12 protein-coding genes are annotated in these 16,559 nt (G+C 58.6%); all 12 read right to left on the bottom strand.

What is annotated here, in order from left to right:
* Positions 1-19: 19 nt before the first annotated feature.
* The gene (locus AC1MEA_RS18710; protein ID WP_219060034.1) at positions 20-1,447 is read right to left on the bottom strand and encodes a cbb3-type cytochrome c oxidase subunit I; all 1,428 of its coding nucleotides are present in this window, start codon (positions 1,445-1,447) and stop codon (positions 20-22) included.
* Positions 1,448-1,450: 3 nt separating this feature from the next.
* Positions 1,451-1,891 (bottom strand): c-type cytochrome, encoded by a 441-nt coding sequence (locus AC1MEA_RS18705; protein WP_219060035.1) that lies wholly within the window; start codon positions 1,889-1,891, stop codon positions 1,451-1,453.
* A gap of 167 nt (positions 1,892-2,058) precedes the next feature.
* On the bottom strand, positions 2,059-2,310 hold the full coding sequence (locus AC1MEA_RS18700; RefSeq protein ID WP_449634138.1) for a cytochrome C oxidase subunit IV family protein: 252 nt from the start codon (positions 2,308-2,310) through the stop codon (positions 2,059-2,061).
* A 10-nt stretch (positions 2,311-2,320) separates the two neighbouring features.
* Positions 2,321-2,908: a cytochrome c oxidase subunit 3 family protein gene (locus AC1MEA_RS18695; protein ID WP_480417045.1), complete on the bottom strand. Its 588-nt coding sequence runs from the start codon at positions 2,906-2,908 to the stop codon at positions 2,321-2,323.
* Positions 2,892-3,695, bottom strand: coding sequence for an AAA family ATPase (locus tag AC1MEA_RS18690; protein WP_480417044.1), 804 nt, complete (start codon positions 3,693-3,695; stop codon positions 2,892-2,894). Before AC1MEA_RS18690 ends, AC1MEA_RS18695 begins: the two co-directional genes overlap by 17 nt.
* Before the next feature lie 103 nt (positions 3,696-3,798).
* Positions 3,799-5,187, bottom strand: coding sequence for an oxygen-independent coproporphyrinogen III oxidase (gene hemN, locus AC1MEA_RS18685; RefSeq protein ID WP_480417043.1), 1,389 nt, complete (start codon positions 5,185-5,187; stop codon positions 3,799-3,801).
* Positions 5,188-5,209: 22 nt separating this feature from the next.
* A complete protein-coding gene (locus tag AC1MEA_RS18680) occupies positions 5,210-6,556 on the bottom strand; it encodes an oxygen-independent coproporphyrinogen III oxidase (RefSeq protein WP_480417042.1) in 1,347 nt (448 codons plus the stop codon).
* 156 nt (positions 6,557-6,712) lie between these two features.
* Positions 6,713-7,360, bottom strand: coding sequence for a two component system response regulator (locus AC1MEA_RS18675; protein WP_480417041.1), 648 nt, complete (start codon positions 7,358-7,360; stop codon positions 6,713-6,715).
* Complete coding sequence (locus tag AC1MEA_RS18670; RefSeq protein WP_480417040.1) at positions 7,353-10,535, bottom strand: response regulator; 3,183 nt, start codon at positions 10,533-10,535, stop codon at positions 7,353-7,355. Before AC1MEA_RS18670 ends, AC1MEA_RS18675 begins: the two co-directional genes overlap by 8 nt.
* Positions 10,532-14,476, bottom strand: coding sequence for a type VI secretion protein IcmF/TssM N-terminal domain-containing protein (locus tag AC1MEA_RS18665; protein ID WP_480417039.1), 3,945 nt, complete (start codon positions 14,474-14,476; stop codon positions 10,532-10,534). Before AC1MEA_RS18665 ends, AC1MEA_RS18670 begins: the two co-directional genes overlap by 4 nt.
* Entirely contained in the window at positions 14,476-15,144 is a 669-nt protein-coding gene (locus AC1MEA_RS18660) for a DotU family type IV/VI secretion system protein (RefSeq protein WP_480417038.1), read from the bottom strand. Before AC1MEA_RS18660 ends, AC1MEA_RS18665 begins: the two co-directional genes overlap by 1 nt.
* Complete coding sequence (gene tssK, locus AC1MEA_RS18655) at positions 15,141-16,523, bottom strand: type VI secretion system baseplate subunit TssK (protein WP_480417037.1); 1,383 nt, start codon at positions 16,521-16,523, stop codon at positions 15,141-15,143. The genes AC1MEA_RS18660 and tssK overlap by 4 nt, the downstream gene beginning before the upstream one ends.
* Between the last annotated feature and the right edge of the window lie 36 nt (positions 16,524-16,559).

The raw sequence follows: 16,559 nt of genomic DNA, 5'->3' as shown, positions 1-16,559 counted from the left end.
TTCCAGCCGTTTCACCGGCTCATGAAGGGACAACAGCGGCTGGGGCGCGCAAGGCTGCGCGGCTACGCTGCTTGAAGCTGAACAGATAGCAAAGCAGTCCGGCAAAGAACCCCAAACCACTGGCCAGACGGGCCCAGAACAGCACGGTCAAATGTTCGACCGTGGCCATGAATGGCAACGCGACCCCATCAACCGGCCAGCGTTGCAGGTAGATCTGGACGGCACCGGCAGCGGTGAGCAACAGCGTGATCATCACCATCGACAGGGTCATCAACCAGAAGCCCCAGATCTCGAGGGTCTGCGAGCGCTCGTCCGCTGCTTCACCGAGCCCGCGCAAACGTGGCATGGCGTAGCTGATCAAGGTCATCACGATCATTGCGTAAGCACCGTAGAAGGCCAGGTGAGCGTGAGCCGCCGTCAACTGCGAACCATGGGTGTAGAAGTTGACCGGTGCCAGGGTATGCAGAAACCCCCAGACGCCCGCACCGAAGAAGGCTGTCACCGTGGTGCCCTTGGCCCACAACGTGGCGGCGCGGTTCGGGTGTTGCCGACGACGCTTTTTCACCATGCTGAAGGCGAATATCACCATGGCCAGGAACGGTAGCGGCTCCAGTGCCGAGAAGATTGAGCCGACCCACAACCAGACCTCGGGTGCACCGATCCAGAAGAAGTGGTGACCGGTGCCGATGATCCCGGTAATCAGCGCCATGGCGATAATCACGTAGAGCCATTTCTCGACCACTTCCCGGTCCACACCGGTGATCTTGATCAACACGAAGGCCAGCATCGAGCCCATGATCAGCTCCCACACGCCTTCCACCCAAAGATGCACCACCCACCACCAGTAAAACTTGTCACGGGCCAGGTTGCCGGGGTTGTAGAAGGAGAACAGGAAGAACACCGCGAGCCCGATCAGCCCGGTCATCATGACCATGCTGATGGTGGTCTTGCGACCTTTTAGCAGGGTCATACCGATGTTGTAGAGAAAGCCCAGACACACCACCACAATCCCCATTTTGGTGATGGTCGGCTGCTCCAGAAACTCCCGGCCCATGGTTGGCAGCAGCTCGTTGTGAGTCAGCCTGGCCAGGCCCGCATAGGGCACCAGCAGATAGCCCATAATCGTCAGTACGCCAGCGGCGGCGAATACCCAAAACAGAATGATCGCCAGTTTCGGACTGTGCAGTTCGCGGTCGGCTTCTTCCGGGATCAGGTAGTAGGCAGCGCCCATGAAGCCGAACAGCAGCCAGACAATCAGCAGGTTAGTGTGCACCATCCGCGCCACGTTGAAGGGGATGACCGGGAACAGAAAGTCCCCCACCACGTATTGCAGACCCATGATCAAACCGAACACCACCTGACCGAGAAACAGGATCAGGGCAAACACGAAGTACGGTTTGGCAACGGCTTGCGAGGCGAATTTCAGATGTGGATTAGGAATACTCATCTCTCAGCCCTCCTTGTTTGGCGGCCAGCCATTGGTGTTGATTTTCGAGCTCCACTTGAGGAACTCCGCGATGTCGTCCACCTCCTGATTGCTCAGGTTGAACTGAGGCATTGCTCGCCGACCTGGCACGCCTAGCGGCTGTAGCTTCATCCAGGCATGCAGAAAGGGTTTGAAACCCTCCTCCCCGCCGCGCCGCTGGAACACGTTACCCAGTTCAGGCGCGAAGTAAGCGCCCTCGCCCAGTAGCGTGTGGCAGCCGATGCAGTTGTTTTGCTCCCAAACCAACTTGCCGCGCACCACTGACTCGGTTAACTGCGCTTCATTGCTGCGGACTGGAAAGGTCTGTTCGGTGTGATAGGTCAAGGCCAGGAATATCAGGAAGAAGAAAATGCTTCCCCCGAAGTAGATATTCCTGGCCATGCCTTTAGTGAAGGTCTCTGACATAGCCGCTTCCTCTTTGCTTGGCCTGTCCATGATAGGAAGCGAAGGGCTGAAACCTGCTTGATCACGATCAAGAAAATCCGATGGTTTTAGTCAGGTATAAATCTCCAGGCCATAGAATCAGCCCCAATGCCGTGTTCGGTCCGCTTGGCGTTGCCTGCGTTCAGCGGCTACGACACCAGGGTCAGCCCGACCCCAGTCGCCAGAACCACTGCCCAGCTCAACATCAACCTGCGCCACAGTCGCGGCGCATGGCGCATTTCCATGAAGCCGTCGGCGATCAGCCAAGCCTTGCCGACGGCAACCATCAAGATGGCAATGGACAGCTGCGTTGAGGCTCCAGCATGCCCCAGCACCACGGTGCACACGCTTAAGGCAGCCAGCGCTGCCCAGCAGACGACCAGAACCCTGGAAGCGGCCATGAGAACCTCGTCAGTTCAGAACGTAGACCAGCGGAAACAGTACGACCCAGATCAGATCGACCATGTGCCAATACAGCACGCCGGATTCAAACCCGCTACGGTTGTTGGCGTCGTACAGGCCACGGCGGCAACGCTCGGAGAGCCATCCGAGAATCAGCATGCCGAGTAATACATGAAGGAAATGAAACCCGGTGAGGATCCAGTACAGGGTGAAAAACGTGTTGTGTTCCAGGCCCAGCCCTGATGCAAGCAGATGCCGGTATTCAGTGAGCTTCAACACCACGTAGACACTGGCAGCCAACAACGCCGCCAGCAGAAAGACCGCGCCGCAGCGGGCCCGCGACTGCCTGACCTGTTCCTGAGCCAGCGCGGCGAACAGCCCGGCGGTGAGCAAGCTCAAGGTCATTGCCAATCCGGTGGGGCTGCTGAGCAACTGGCGGCTTTCGCTAAACATCTCGGGTTTCAGTGCCTGGGTCACCGCGAACGTGAGTATCAGGATCGCGAACACCGAGAGCTCGGCGAGGATGAAAAACCACATCGCCAGATCACCCGGTAAATGTCCCTGAGACGCGGTAGCGGTTTCAGGCGAAGTAGACATCAACCACGTCCATCAGCGCGGCAACGGTCAGCGGATCATCGCTCAGCGGCTCGGCCAGGCAGGCCATGCACGCCTCACGCGGGCTCATGCCGGAATGGATCATTCGCGCCGTAAAAATCAGTAACCGCGTGGACGCGACTTCTTCCAGATCATGTTGATCCAGCCGCCGCAGGGCCTGTCCCAACCTGACCACCTGCGCCGCCAGCGCGACGTCCACCTGGGCTTCTCTAGCAACAATGCGCTCTTCATCGGCCACCGGCGGATAGCCAAAGCGCATCGCCACGAAGCGCTGTCGCGTGCTGGGTTTCATGCCTTTGAGCAGGTTCTGGTAACCGGGGTTATAAGACACCACCAGCATGAAGGACGGCGGCGCCTGCAGAACCTCCCCGGTGCGCTCCAGGAACAGCTCTCGACGATCATCGGCCAGCGGATGCAGGACCACCACCGTGTCCTGGCGCGCCTCGACCACTTCGTCGAGGTAACAGATGCCGCCTTCACGCACCGCGCGGGTCAGCGGCCCATCCTGCCACCAGGTGCCCTGGGCACCAATCAGATGACGGCCGATCAGGTCGGCAGCGCTCAGGTCGTCGTGGCACGCTACGGTGTACAGCGGCAGTTTCAACCGATGGGCCATGTGCTGGACAAACCGGGTCTTGCCGCAGCCCGTGGGGCCTTTGATCAGGACCGGCATGCCATGTCGCCAGGCTTGCTCGAACAGTGCCTCTTCATTGTTCAGCGGTTGGTAGAAGGGTTCGGCCTTGTGTTCGAAAGAATGCGTACGGTCCACGGGCACCTCATGCAAGAGCAGGACTCAACAGCGAGTTTGAGGACCACGCTACGGGTGCCCACGACAACCTGGCAAGCGACATGGCCGGCAAACTTGATCGCCGTCAAACGGTGCGTGAAAACTGCCCTTTTTGCTCTCCCCCGAGATAGGCGTCAAACGCCATAGCGGCACTGCGCATCATCAAATGCCCTCGCGGCAATAGCACCAATGCGTCCTCGTGAATCTGCAGCAGCCCGTCGCTGACATGCTCGTCCAGTTGCGCCAGTGCATCGGCAAAGTACTCCGTAAAGCGGATGCCATGCTGCGTTTCGAATTTTTCGAAGCTGATCCGTCCGTGACACATCAGATCGCTGATCAGCTCGCGACGCAGCACGTCATCGGCGCTCAACCTGTAGCCACGATGCACTGGCAATAGCCCTTGATCCAGACGCGCGTAGTACTGGGAAAGCTCCTTGACGCTCTGGCTGTAGCTATCACCGACCTTGCCGATAGCGGATACGCCAAGGCCGATCAAATCGCAGTCGGCATGGGTTGAATAGCCCTGAAAATTGCGTTGCAGAGTGCCGTTTGCGCGGGCTAACGCCAGCTCATCTTCCGGCAAGGCGAAATGATCCATGCCGATATAGACATAACCGGCCTCGGTCAGACGGCGGATGGTCAGTTCAAGCAACTCCAGCTTGCGCTCGGGTGGCGGCATGTCCGCCGGGCGAATCAGCCGTTGCGCGCGTACCAGTTCCGGCAGATGGGCATAGCTGTAGGCGGCAATCCGGTCCGGACGCAGTGCGATGATCTTGCCAAGGGTGACATCGAAACTCTTTACGGTTTGCAACGGCAGGCCGTAAATCAGGTCGACACTGACCGACTTGAATCGGGCCTGACGAGCGGCCGCGACCAGCGCGTAAATCTGTTCTTCGCTTTGCTGACGATTAACCGCGGCTTGCACCTCGGGATCGAAGTCCTGCACGCCGAAGCTCAGGCGATTGAAGCCCAACTGGCGCAGCGATTGAATCTGCTCGGTGCTGATGGTGCGCGGGTCGACTTCAATGGAAAACTCGTGATCATCGCTGTCATCCATATCAAATGCTTGATGCAGGCAGTCCATCAGGTCGGCCAGTTGCTCGCCGGTCAAATAAGTCGGCGTGCCACCGCCCAGGTGCAGTTGCGTGAGTTTGCGGGTGCTATCGAACAAGGCCGCCTGCATAGCGATTTCACGTTTGAGGTACGTCAGGTACTCGACGGCGCGATGAGTTTTCTGGGTAATGATTTTGTTGCAGGCACAGTAGTAGCAAAGGCTCTTGCAAAACGGAATGTGGATATACACCGACAGCGACTTGGGAACGGCCGCCTGATTACTGTCCCGGGCGGCACGCTGGTAATCGTCGACAGCAAACGCCTGATGGAACTGTGGCGCGGTGGGATAAGAGGTGTAGCGCGGCCCTGGGCGATCATACTTTTCGACCAGTGCTCGATTGAAATCAAACGCAGAATTCATGATCAATCAACTCTCAGTTGGGTTAATGCCTTGCATCGCCCAAATCCTTTTCAAACAGGTTGCAGATGGCATCCACTTCCGGCCGACCGGCAGGAAGAATGCAAATAAAACGGTCCGACAGCTCAATCAACCCATCCCGACTCAATTGCTCCAGCAAAGGCCAGGCGGATGAAAAATACTGGCGAAAAATCAGCCCATAACGCGTTTCGATGGCATGGATATGCAGTTCAAGGTCACACGCCAGGCGCTCCATGACCATTTGTCGAACCTGATCACCGGCCTCACAACGCCAGCCGCGACAGGTTGCCAGCTGACCCCGGTCCAGTTGTCGTTGGTAGTGCTGCAGATCGTCAGTGTTTTGCGCGTACAACTCGTCGATCTGGCTGATAGCGCTGATCCCGAAGCCGACGTGATCGCAATAGCCGTGGCTGGTAAAGCCCTGACAGTTACGGCGTAACCGGCCTCTTTCCTGCGCGAACGCCAGATCATCGTCGGGCCTGACAAATTGCCCCAGGCCGATGTAGTGATAGCCCGCGGCACTCAATTGCTCAAAACATATCTGGCGCATCGCACTTTTATCGTCCTGGCTGCACAGCGCTCTGACGTTGTCCCCGATCATCGACCGGTAGCGTTGTGGCGGCTGGGCATAGTCGAACACCTGCAGCCTGTCCGGCTCCAGCGTGATAATGGTCGCCAGCTTCAGCGCGAAGCTCTCCGGCGTCTGCCATGCATGGCCATAACCGAGATCAACATTGACGGATCGATAGCCGAAGGTGCGCGCAGCATCGATAAGCGACTGGATCGGGGCCGGGTTCTGGTAGCAGGCAACTGACATTTCACTGTCGGCACCCATGTCCGGAACACCTATACTGACGTGATTGAAGCCCTGATCGCGCAGCAATCCCATGGTCGCCCAGTCAGTATGGTGAAGATCCACCTCAATGCTGTAGTCGCCGCAATCATGGTCGAGAAAGTTGAACCTGTTGCGCAGATGTCTCATCAGCCGCTGCACATCGGCAATCGCGGGTGTACCGCCGGCCAGATGAAACTGCTCGACCCGCTGCTCGGCACCCAAGTGGCAACCGACCAGATCGATCTCGTGCTCCAGACGCTGAAGGTACTGTTCGATACTGCTGCGCTCACACGCGATATCGCGCGGGGAACACAGCGAAGGCTTCAGGTTGGAGGGTAACTGCACGTTCAGGGACAGCGGGCGTTGCTTCTGGCGACTGCCGCGCAATGCACGAAGTAAATCCAGAGAGCCGATACCGCCATGAAATTTTTGGGTGTCTGCATGACAGTTGAGGTCGAGCACGCCGTGATCGCGCCGAATGATCAGCTCGCTGGGGGTGTGAAACAAATCGAGCATGACGGTCTCCGAGACTGGCTGCGGGTCGCCAGTGTCAGGGTTTACCGGTCGATGCTCCTTGATTTGTATCAAGCACCTGCCTGTTGTGTAACGTGAAAAGAATGATTACGTGGCCGCAAAGCGAATTCGACCTCTCACACCTCTATCCGACGCAAGCTATTGACCCTCTCCGAGAAGACCAAGCCGATAAGCCCATTGCGTCATATCGGCAGCGTTGTGTGCGTCCAGCTTTTTCATGACATTGAGTCGATGGGTCTCCACGGTCTTGAGGCTGATACACAAGATTTCGGCAACATCGCGATTACGGGACCCTTCGGCGACCAATTTGAGGACCTGCCGCTCGCGCTCGGTCAGTGCAATGCCGCTGGCGGTTTCACCGCTGTTGCGCAAAGCGATGACCTGGGAAGCGTCGAGGCCGGCGTCAATAAAGATCTTCCCTGCACGAACCTGAGCGATCGCCTGCAGCAGGTCATCTCTGCGACTGCGCTTGAGCACATAACCGACCGCGCCGGCTTCCAGCGCCAGAGCCGCATTGTGCTCGGAGACGTCGGAGGTCAGGGCTATGATCAATATTTTCGGCCAGCGCCTGCAAATCAGGGTCAGTGCCGACACCCCGTCGAGCAGTGGCATTTTCAGGTCCATCAGCACCACATCGGGCTGTAGGCTGCGACACAGGGCAATGGCCTCATGACCATCTTGCGCCTCACCCACCACAACTATTCCAGGAGTATTGGCAAGCAAGGCGCGCAAGCCTTCGCGGATCATCCCGTGATCGTCGACGATCAATAAACGGCAGTCAGGCATTGTTTGGGTATCCAGTCTCGGAAGGGACAACAGGCTGGCGGGCAACAAGGATCGAACGGTGCCTGTCCAGTTGCTGCATTGCGATGGTCATTGCTGGAACGTTTGATTGCGAGGCGGCTTGCTCCATCAGAGCAGCACTTGTTTCAAGACCCTGTTCTCCAAATTGACCGGCACTGCCCTTGAGGCTGTGAGCGATACGCGCGACTTCGCCATGGTCTGACCGTACAACGGCGTCGTTGAGCTGAGCCAACAACGCCAGGCAATCCTCGATGAACAGGCGCTGCAAGCGTGGTGTGCGCAACGGATCCTGTTCATCGACCATCGATATGGGTGCAATGGCCGCCGTCACTATCAGGGGCAGCAAGGGTGCGACAGTGCGTAACTCCATCCCGCGCGCCAGCTGTCGCACAATCACGCGCGTGATCGCATCGAACAACTGCGTAGGCAGCACCGGCTTGGCGAGGTAGTCATGGGCGCCAGCTTCAATAAATCGTTCACGATCACCGCTCATGGCGTTGGCCGTCAGGGCGATGACGTAAACCTCCTCATCCAGCGCACCCGACTGCCCGGAGCGCAGCTGACGGACCGCTTCCATACCGTCCATTCGCGGCATTTGTCCGTCCATCAATACTGCATCGAACACCTTGCGGGCGAGTATTTCCAACGCCTCGACCCCGTCACGGGCCAGGCTGACTCGATGGCCGAAACGTTCCAGGAACAGCTGCGTGATTTCCCGATTGGTGGCGATGTCATCGACGACCAACACATCAAGACCGTATTCATGACGCTCAAGGGTCCGTAGAGGAGAGAGCGCTTCGTTGAGCGTCGGAGTGGCGCCGCTCTGGACCTCGCACAAGCTTCGATAGAAATGCTGACGACGCAGTGGCCTGACGACGCACGCGGCCAGGCCATGGGCGCGCAGCTCATCGGCAGACATCGGCGACTCGACATGCGAAGCCATCAGCACGATCCGCGCGGATGCCAGCTGCGGGTCAGCACGGCACAGGCTGGCGAACTCCACGCCATCCACGAAAGGCAGACGCCAATTCACCAATACCAGATCGAACATCACGCCCAGCTGTGCTTGCTCACGTATCATCCTCAATGCATCTTCAGCAGACGCAGCCCCTTGGCACAGCATCTGCCATTGGCCGAGGATCCCCATCAACGCCTCACGCTCATCAGCGTGCTCATCGACTACCAAGGTCCGCAAACCCCACAACCTTGGGGCGTCGGCCGCGCGAGCCGGGCAGTTCGGCAATGGCAACATCAGGCTGAATGTCGAACCCACACCCGGCTGACTCTGCAACTCGATAACACCGCCCATGAGCCCCGCCAGACGTTGGCTGATCGACAAGCCAAGGCCGGTGCCGCCGTACTTGCGGGTGGTGGATGCATCCGCCTGCAAAAAAGCGTCGAACACTGCGGCCTGCGCCGCCGGTGCAATACCGATACCGGTGTCGACGACCCGAAACCCGAGGATCTCGTCGTCGCCACGCCAAACCGCCAGCTGGATCGAACCGCAGGCGGTGAATTTAACGGCATTACTCAAGAGGTTAAGCAAAATCTGCCGCAGTCGCCACGGATCTCCCATCACCTGCCCCGGCACATTGGTGGCGATCTGGCAGATCATCCGCACGCCTTTTTCAGCGGCGCGCGGTGCCAATAGCTCCGTGACCTCTTCCACCACCTCAGTCAGATCGAACTCGATCCGCTCAATATTCAGGTTACCTGACTCAATTTTGGAGAAGTCCAGAATGTCGCTGATCAACGCCAGCAAGGCCTCGGAATTTTCACGTATGGCCTTGACGAAATGCCGCTGCTGAGGCGCCAGCGGCGTGTCCGCCAACAGATGGTTCATGCCAATGACAGCGTTCATCGGCGTACGGATTTCGTGACTCATGTTGGCCAGGAATTGCCCCTTGAGCTGATTTGCCTGGTCTGCCGTGCTACGGGCGGTTTGCAGCTCGTGAGTGCGTACTTCGACCAGATTTTCAAGGCCGGCTTGCTGAGCCTGCAATGCATCAAGCAACCTGTTATAGGCTCCGGCAAAGCGCCCGAGTTCGTCTTCGCGAAGCACTGGCAAACGGCGCGACAGGTCGTCACCGCGAACCGTGAGTTCAATTTCCCGAGCGAACAGGGCCAACGGTCGAGCCAACTCCCGACGCAATACCAGGAGCAAACCTAGGGTCAGCAAGATGAAGCCGGTCACCGCAAAAGGCACTTCTCTGAGAATCAGCCCCAGCGCACCCGCGCGTAATTGCGCTTGAGGATAGAGCGTCAACAGATACCAGTCCGGTTGAACCAGTCGAGCGATAACCATAGGTGTGTCGTCATCGAAACGACCGATCTGCGGGAAATCGGTCTTGGCAGAAAAGCCTGCGACCAGACGCTTCAACGCATCCGGAGATACAGCGTCCATCGACTTGCCGGAAAGGTCGGCAACCCGTCGACCGTGCGCATCCAGAAGCAGGCTTGGGTAACCATTGAGCAACTGTTCGATACGCGCCAGACGTTCATCAAGCTTCAACTCATAACCTGTCATGAACAACGGCTTGCCCGATGTGTCCCTCGATACCACAGCAACGCTGATTAACTGCCGATTCAGCAGTGGGTCGTAATTCGGCCCATCCCAGACGACATCAGGACCGCCGGGTGTCAGACGTTCAAACAGTTCCCGTAAATGAGCGGCGCGGGCCTGCACAAAGCCTGAAGGGATGTCGACCTCAGTGGAGAACGCCGCGCCGGCCTCTGGGAAATAGAAAAACGTATCCACAGTCATCGACTGGCCGGCAGTACCAAACGCTTCAGCCGCAGAGGCCGCACGGGCCAACACGTCGATACTGGCGGCGCTGGCCGCATCGCTTTGCTGCGCCTGATTGAGTACCCAGTGCATGGTGCTGCGCTGGAAAATGTTGCTGCCAAACTCTTTGGCCGCGCCATTGTTCCAACGCGTCATGAGCCGCTTGGCGCCCTCCTCCGCGTCTCGAAAATCATCGTTATCCACGCTGGAAAGCAGACGCAGGCGCTGGCTGAGATCATCCAGCGCCTCGCTTTGCAACTGCTGATAAGTCCGCCAGGCGCTGAGCCCGGCGGCCACGCACCAGCTCAAGGCCAGAACAAGCGCCAGTACGCAGGTAATGCGCAACGCCAGAGAGTTCCGCCAGCTCTTCATCGCACGCCGACTGTGCTAGAGGCCGTACTGTCGAGCTTTGCAGCAACCCCCATCTTGCGAGCGATGTCACGAATAGCCCGTTGCGCGGCCGCATCGTCGCGCAGCGACACCACCAGTAGCCTCTGGCCTGTCCCGCCAGCCGCCGTTTGCAGCGGCTCACGTTGGGTTGCGAAACCTAGCGTGCGCAATTGTGCTTCAAGGTTTCTCAAGCGCTTTTCGTTGTCATGGATCCCAAGATCCAGACGCAGCCCTTCACCTGCAGCCAGACCGGTATCAACCGGCCGGGGCATCCAGCACCAGGCGATTTGCGTTGGCGGCTGAATGCTCGCAAGGCCTTGCTGAACCGGCGAACCCTGAGCTGCGAGACTGACATTCATAGCTGCGGCCTGAGTGTCCATCGCAGTGAGCTGCCCGGCGATGCTGTTCAATCGCTCATCGATGACGTTGACCTGTATCTGCAACTGATCGGCCTGGCGATACTTGTCCAGCAAGGCCTGTCCTCCCTCCTGACGGTAGGTCAACTGAATGCCTATCAGGTTCTCGCTGCCCATCACATTGCGCTGGTTCGGGAAGTCATTAACGGTAAAGGTGTGTTGACCTCCGTTGAACAACCGCAGGAAATCCACGAACGCGCGGTCCCCGGTCCAGTGCTTGGTCAGCTTGAAGTTGGCGAAGCTGATGTCCAGAGCGACGTCCGCGCAGGCTCCCGGCGCCCAGACAAAACTGGCGCTGGTTGGGAAGTTAAAGTTATCCAGTACCGTTGAACGACCGCTGCACTGCATCGTCAGACGCGTCTGCTGCGGCAGCGAACGGGCGCTGATGTTCACCTGAGAAGGCGTAGCGGACAGCTCAACCACCGCCGCAGTGGCCTGCAGCGTCGCAATACTCTGCTTGAGCTCGGCCCGTTGCGCCGCCAGGGTTTTCTGCTCGGCATCCAGCGCCTGCTTGCTTTGCTGCTCAGTGGCTAGCTGAGCCTGGCTTTGCCGCTGAGCACTGGCGAGATCGTTCTGGGCATGTTGCATGCGACTGACATAGGCATAGAAAGCCCCGGTCAATGGGATCTGAACGCCCAGTGCTTCACGTCCGCTGTAGCGCTGCACATCGCGCTGCAGAAAGGCTCTCACCGAACCATTCATGAAAGCCGGCAACTGCCCACGATCACCATAAAGCAATTCATTAAGCATGACCGGATCGCGCACTCCCTGGATTGAGCTGAGCAACTGCCCACTCCAGTCACTTTGCAGGCGACAGGCCGCCACTTCGGACGCGTAGTGCGAGGCGAAATCAAGCTGCCCGGTTACCAGCGACCAGACCACATCTTCACGCGGATCAGGACCTTTGAGTGCCTGAATCAAAGCGACACGAATAGTATCGGCGTCCCAAAGCGGCGCTGATTTGACTGCTGGATCGGCACCAAAGCCCCACGTATCGAGGGCGACTTGAAAAGCTTGCGCATCGCTTTTCTGCAAATCGATGACAACGCCCTTCATCAACTGCTGAAATTTCGCCAGGGTTCGGGCCTGCGCCAGTTCGTCACGCATGACGTTCACACCGGCCTTGACAGAACCGCCGCTGGCCATGCCTTTGAGCACATCGCCGCCCAGGGCGTTGGTGACTTTCAAGCTACCCAGCGCACCCGCATCAGCATGCAGATCGTCGTTACTGGCCAATTTGAGCAGACGATCCATCGCCACCGCCCGGCTCGCCCATGGAGCCCGATGTTCGACCGGGATCAGCGAAAAACGCTCGGCACTGCGATGCAGCAGTTTGAGAAACGGATCATTAGGGGTGCCAACCACACTCAGGGTTTGCTGCCAGTCGCTACGGGTTTTCAATCGTGTCTGAGCGCTGAGCAGGCTGCCTTGGATAAAGCGATACCAGGCATCCTGGGTATCGCTCTGATACTGCTCCAAAAACCGTATCCTTTGCGCCTTCCACACATTCTGATCACGGCTGGCCCGACCCAATTCATCGATAAAATCAAGAATCGCACTGTGCCCTTGCAAGGTATAGGCGCCGGAAAGACTCAAGCCTGGGTTGTCGGTGTCGGTCCAGTATTCGCTGAGCAGGATCGGTTGCAGATTGCCCTGCAGGTCCGCCCAGGCCGTCAGCCACCCCAAGGGACGCTCCTCAAGCCCCATGCTTTCGAGCTGGCCCAGCAAGGCTGCCCGCTGGCTCTGCATCTGCGCCATATCGGTTTGCCATTCCAGATAAGAGCGATAGCTGGTCCCCAGAGTCACCAGTTGCCCGGCGCTGATCGAGTCTTTAGAGCCGTAGATCAAATTCAAAAAACCCACCTCCGACCCTGGCAGCGGCAGTTCGTCCATGGACTGATTATTCAGCCGTGCGTCGAGCAGATTAATCCGACGCACGAGAAACTCTGCGTAAGCGGCAATTAATCGAGGGTCGCCGCTGTTCAATGCATTGCGCAGGTTTTGCGAAATAAAACCATCGAATACGGGGGTGCGTATTTCGCTGTCGAAGAGCCTGACGTAATCAGAGCGATAGTGTTCCTGCACTTGCTCGATGTGGCGTGAAAACGGCAGCAAACTACGCCATCCACCCTGTTGCTCGCTAGACAGGTTGATCAGCGCTTGCCGGAAACGGCGCAACGCATCCAGATCGGTTTCCAGTCCGCCGGCGAAGTCCTCAGTAGCGGGAGGCTCGTTGAGCGCTTCGGTGAGCACTGCCTCGGTGTGCCGGTTGGCATACACCATCAATGCGCCGAACCCGAAGCAAAGTCCCAGCCAGCCAATGACTGCAGCATGAGCCAGCAGACGCCGCCAACGATGCCAGCTATCGATCGACTGATAAGCATAACGTTGCCCTGGCAACAACTGCCCCAGCAGATCATGGCTGAACCAGCCTTCATGCTGAGCGTCGGCATCCTGCCCTTGGGCGGTAAGGAATAGCCCGCACAGCAGGGGCGGCTCGCTGTAGGGATTAGCGTCAAACGCCGGCAACAACAGTTTTTCAAGACGCGAACGCAAATCGCCGATACGTTCCGGCAGGCTAAAAGCATCTGCATCAGGCACGCCGCGCACACCCAGCTCTATGCGCAGATCGAACAACCGCTGGCCAAGCCCACCAAACATTTCATCGAGAAACGCACCCGCCCCGCCCGTGCGCTGCTGGCTGAGCAAGCCAAAGGGTTGCTCACGCTGTGGCGGCGTCAATGCGGCACCCCACTGCGCGAAACCAGGCACGGCTTCAGCACCCGTGATGATGAAATACACCGGTAGCCGGGCACCGAAAACCTTCACCAAATCATCCAGACGGCGACGCAGATTGTGTCCCTGCTCGGCCAAGCGCTCATCGGAATCGGTCAACAGACGTTTGCTGTCGATCACCAGCAACACACCGTTGAGCGGTTCGCGCCGCCGCGAACGTAATAGCCAGTAAAGCAAACGCCGCCATTCCGGGCCCGCGTCGCTATTCCCTTCAGCCAAGCGGCCTGCAGGATCGATGATCACACCCCGTTCGAGGAACCACCAGTCGAGCGTTCCAGTAGGCATTGTCTGCTTGCCACGACTGGTGGAGCGCAATGCCGAAGTCAATCCACTGTTGACCAACACGCTGCTTTTGCCACTGCCACTCTCGCCCAGCATCAGGAACCAGGGCAGCACGTACAGCGGTGAACCCAGCCGACTCAGACGCGACTGGCGCAGCATGCGCACACCGCTGTTCCAGTCCTGATCCAGGTTGGGAGCCTCATCACGACGACTCTGTGGCAACTCGCTTTTCATCCGCGCACGCAAGCGCCAGGCGTACCAGCGTCGCCCGATCCAACGGGCGACCAGCGCCAACAGAATGGTCCCGATAAAAATGACCGGCACGTACCACAGCGGCCAATCCTCATAGAGCGCCAGCCCCCAAAGCACCAGCGCAAAACTTGCCAACAGCAACACCCAGAGCAAGAAGACCCCCGTTTTCTTGAACATCAGCGCATCTCCAGCAATTGGCTGACTTGTCGACCCAACGACAGATCGAAACTGATGTACATCACGGTCAACACAATCACGGGAATCCCAATCAGCAAAAGCAACGAAATGCCGGGCAAGCCACGGCGTACCACACGAACCCGTTTCGGCAGCGGGTCTTCGGGTTGTTCAAAGAGGTGGCTGGTGGCATCCAGCGGCACCATGTTGTTATCGAGGATGATCCGTTCCAGGCACAACCGACGGTACTGAGCCAGCTCGCCACCCGGACGTGTTGCGTAGCGGCCCTGAAAGCCGCTCAACAACGCCAGGCCAAACACCTCACGGGCGCCCACCGCCGCTTCGGGCAACGCCTCCAGGCGCTGAAAAAACTCAACGCCGGCACGACTGGTTGAAAAGTAATGACGTTGCAACGGCGCACGACGCCATTGCGCAGCGCCTGGCCATTCACGAGACATGGCTGTTTCGTCGATCCAGGCCACCACAGCGAACAGCGCCTCGCGCACATCAGCCTCGGCAACATGTAACTCGCGGGCGCGATTGGCAGCGGCGTCGAGCAGCACTATCAGCCCCGGCGCGAGGGTTTCGTAGGATTGCGCTGGATCAATGAAGCCGCTCTTGGCGGCGTCAAATATCGACATCCAGCATTCAGCCAGGCGGGGATTGATCATGTACGTACCACCACCAGATCAATGACCAAATCAGCCGGCGGCTGGGGCAGGAAGAACGCAGCCTGACGCTCGTGCTGCAGCGCTTCCCAGCCATCACTGAGTGTCTCCAGGCGGAAGTACAACGCCCCCGCTACCCTCGGCAGGCCTTGTGGCGGGACCTGCAGGTAGATCAGTTCAATACCGGGCAACGCGCGATTGACCAACCCTTCCATGACGCTGACCGCGCCCAGTTTTCCATCCAGCGGTAAGCCCTCGGCCAGCCACACCGGGTCGACCGCGCTGCGAGCCACCAGGAAATAACGATGACGCGGGCCGAAAAAGGCGTCCGGCAACTCGGCTTGATATAAACCCTCCTGCAGTTGCAGGCGTACAAGCAACTCGGAACCGATACTGATTTCATTGAGTTGCTGGCCGATCAGGGCCACCAGGGCAATGGTCGCGACTCCCGCCTCTTCATGTTTGTAAGGCGGCACCAGCAAGCGGCCATCAGGGGTTTCACCAAGCATGTCGCACACATCGGAGAACAGGCTCAGCTCACCGACCAACTGGCGCAGCGTGCCGTAAAGCTGCCACGGCGAAACCTGCGGGGTTTCCAGCATATGGGTCAGCAATGGGCCATAACGGTTCAGCACCGCCAGGGCCATCAGGTGGTTGACCTGAGCACCGTCTAAATCTCCCCGACGCGACTCACCTGGCTGTTTGTACACCGACAGCTGTCGCGCCCGGCCGACCAATTCGTCGCGGACTTCGCGCAGGGTTTGCAGCAACATCGGTGACGCGGCCAGGTTGACCGACGGCGGCACGTAGCGCTGCGCAGGTCGCACGCGGTCGCCGTCGAGATCAAGACGGGCAATCGGTAACAATTCGTAGGCGCTCAGATGCTCCAGCTCGTCTTCCCAGAACAGCCGCAGCACGTAAGACATTGAGCGCACCCGCGCTTCCGGGGAATTGCCGAGACGGTCACCGATCACTTCCGGGTCAGCGGCCACGACAAAGCGCGCTTCCGCCCGAGAACCGTCGGACAGCGTCTCGAACACTTGCGCGTTAGCGTCACCTGGCAGCAAGCGGCGCAGCCCCACAAACAGCGTGCGGCCGCCACTGAATTCGCCCAGGTCCAGGGTGCGCGACTCCAGCACCGCATTACCCGGATACTCAGCCAATGTGCCTTCGGGGAAGCGCACCGACAATTGATCCAGCAGGCACTGTTTGGCAACCAATGCAGACTCGTTGATCTTCAGAGAGATCAAGCCCCACGGGTAAGGATGGTTCAACTCCGTGGTGCGGGTCAGACGATGCTCGATACGGGCATCGTTCTGTTGAAAATGCTGAGGCTGGAGAAACAAGCCCTGGTGCCAATACAACAACTGATCAATATTCATAGGGCTCGCGTTCAGGCAAAAGATTGAAAAAAAGTG

It is taken from the genome of Pseudomonas sp. ASL8 (genome assembly GCF_056680355.1).
This window is presented reverse-complemented; position numbering and strand designations above follow the sequence as displayed.

Bases quoted from the DNA above. Each gene is read 5' to 3' on its own strand.
- AC1MEA_RS18680 (WP_480417042.1), bottom strand. From the start codon at position 6,556: ATGCTCGATTTGTTTCACACCCCCAGCGAGCTGATCATTCGGCGCGAT.
- AC1MEA_RS18660 (WP_480417038.1), bottom strand. From the start codon at position 15,144: ATGATCAATCCCCGCCTGGCTGAATGCTGGATGTCGATATTTGACGCC.
- AC1MEA_RS18665 (WP_480417039.1), bottom strand. From the start codon at position 14,476: ATGTTCAAGAAAACGGGGGTCTTCTTGCTCTGGGTGTTGCTGTTGGCA.
- tssK (WP_480417037.1), bottom strand. From the start codon at position 16,523: ATGAATATTGATCAGTTGTTGTATTGGCACCAGGGCTTGTTTCTCCAG.
- AC1MEA_RS18695 (WP_480417045.1), bottom strand. From the start codon at position 2,908: ATGTCTACTTCGCCTGAAACCGCTACCGCGTCTCAGGGACATTTACCG.
- AC1MEA_RS18700 (WP_449634138.1), bottom strand. From the start codon at position 2,310: ATGGCCGCTTCCAGGGTTCTGGTCGTCTGCTGGGCAGCGCTGGCTGCC.
- AC1MEA_RS18670 (WP_480417040.1), bottom strand. From the start codon at position 10,535: ATGAAGAGCTGGCGGAACTCTCTGGCGTTGCGCATTACCTGCGTACTG.
- AC1MEA_RS18675 (WP_480417041.1), bottom strand. From the start codon at position 7,360: ATGCCTGACTGCCGTTTATTGATCGTCGACGATCACGGGATGATCCGC.
- hemN (WP_480417043.1), bottom strand. From the start codon at position 5,187: ATGAATTCTGCGTTTGATTTCAATCGAGCACTGGTCGAAAAGTATGAT.
- AC1MEA_RS18710 (WP_219060034.1), bottom strand. From the start codon at position 1,447: ATGAGTATTCCTAATCCACATCTGAAATTCGCCTCGCAAGCCGTTGCC.
- AC1MEA_RS18705 (WP_219060035.1), bottom strand. From the start codon at position 1,891: ATGTCAGAGACCTTCACTAAAGGCATGGCCAGGAATATCTACTTCGGG.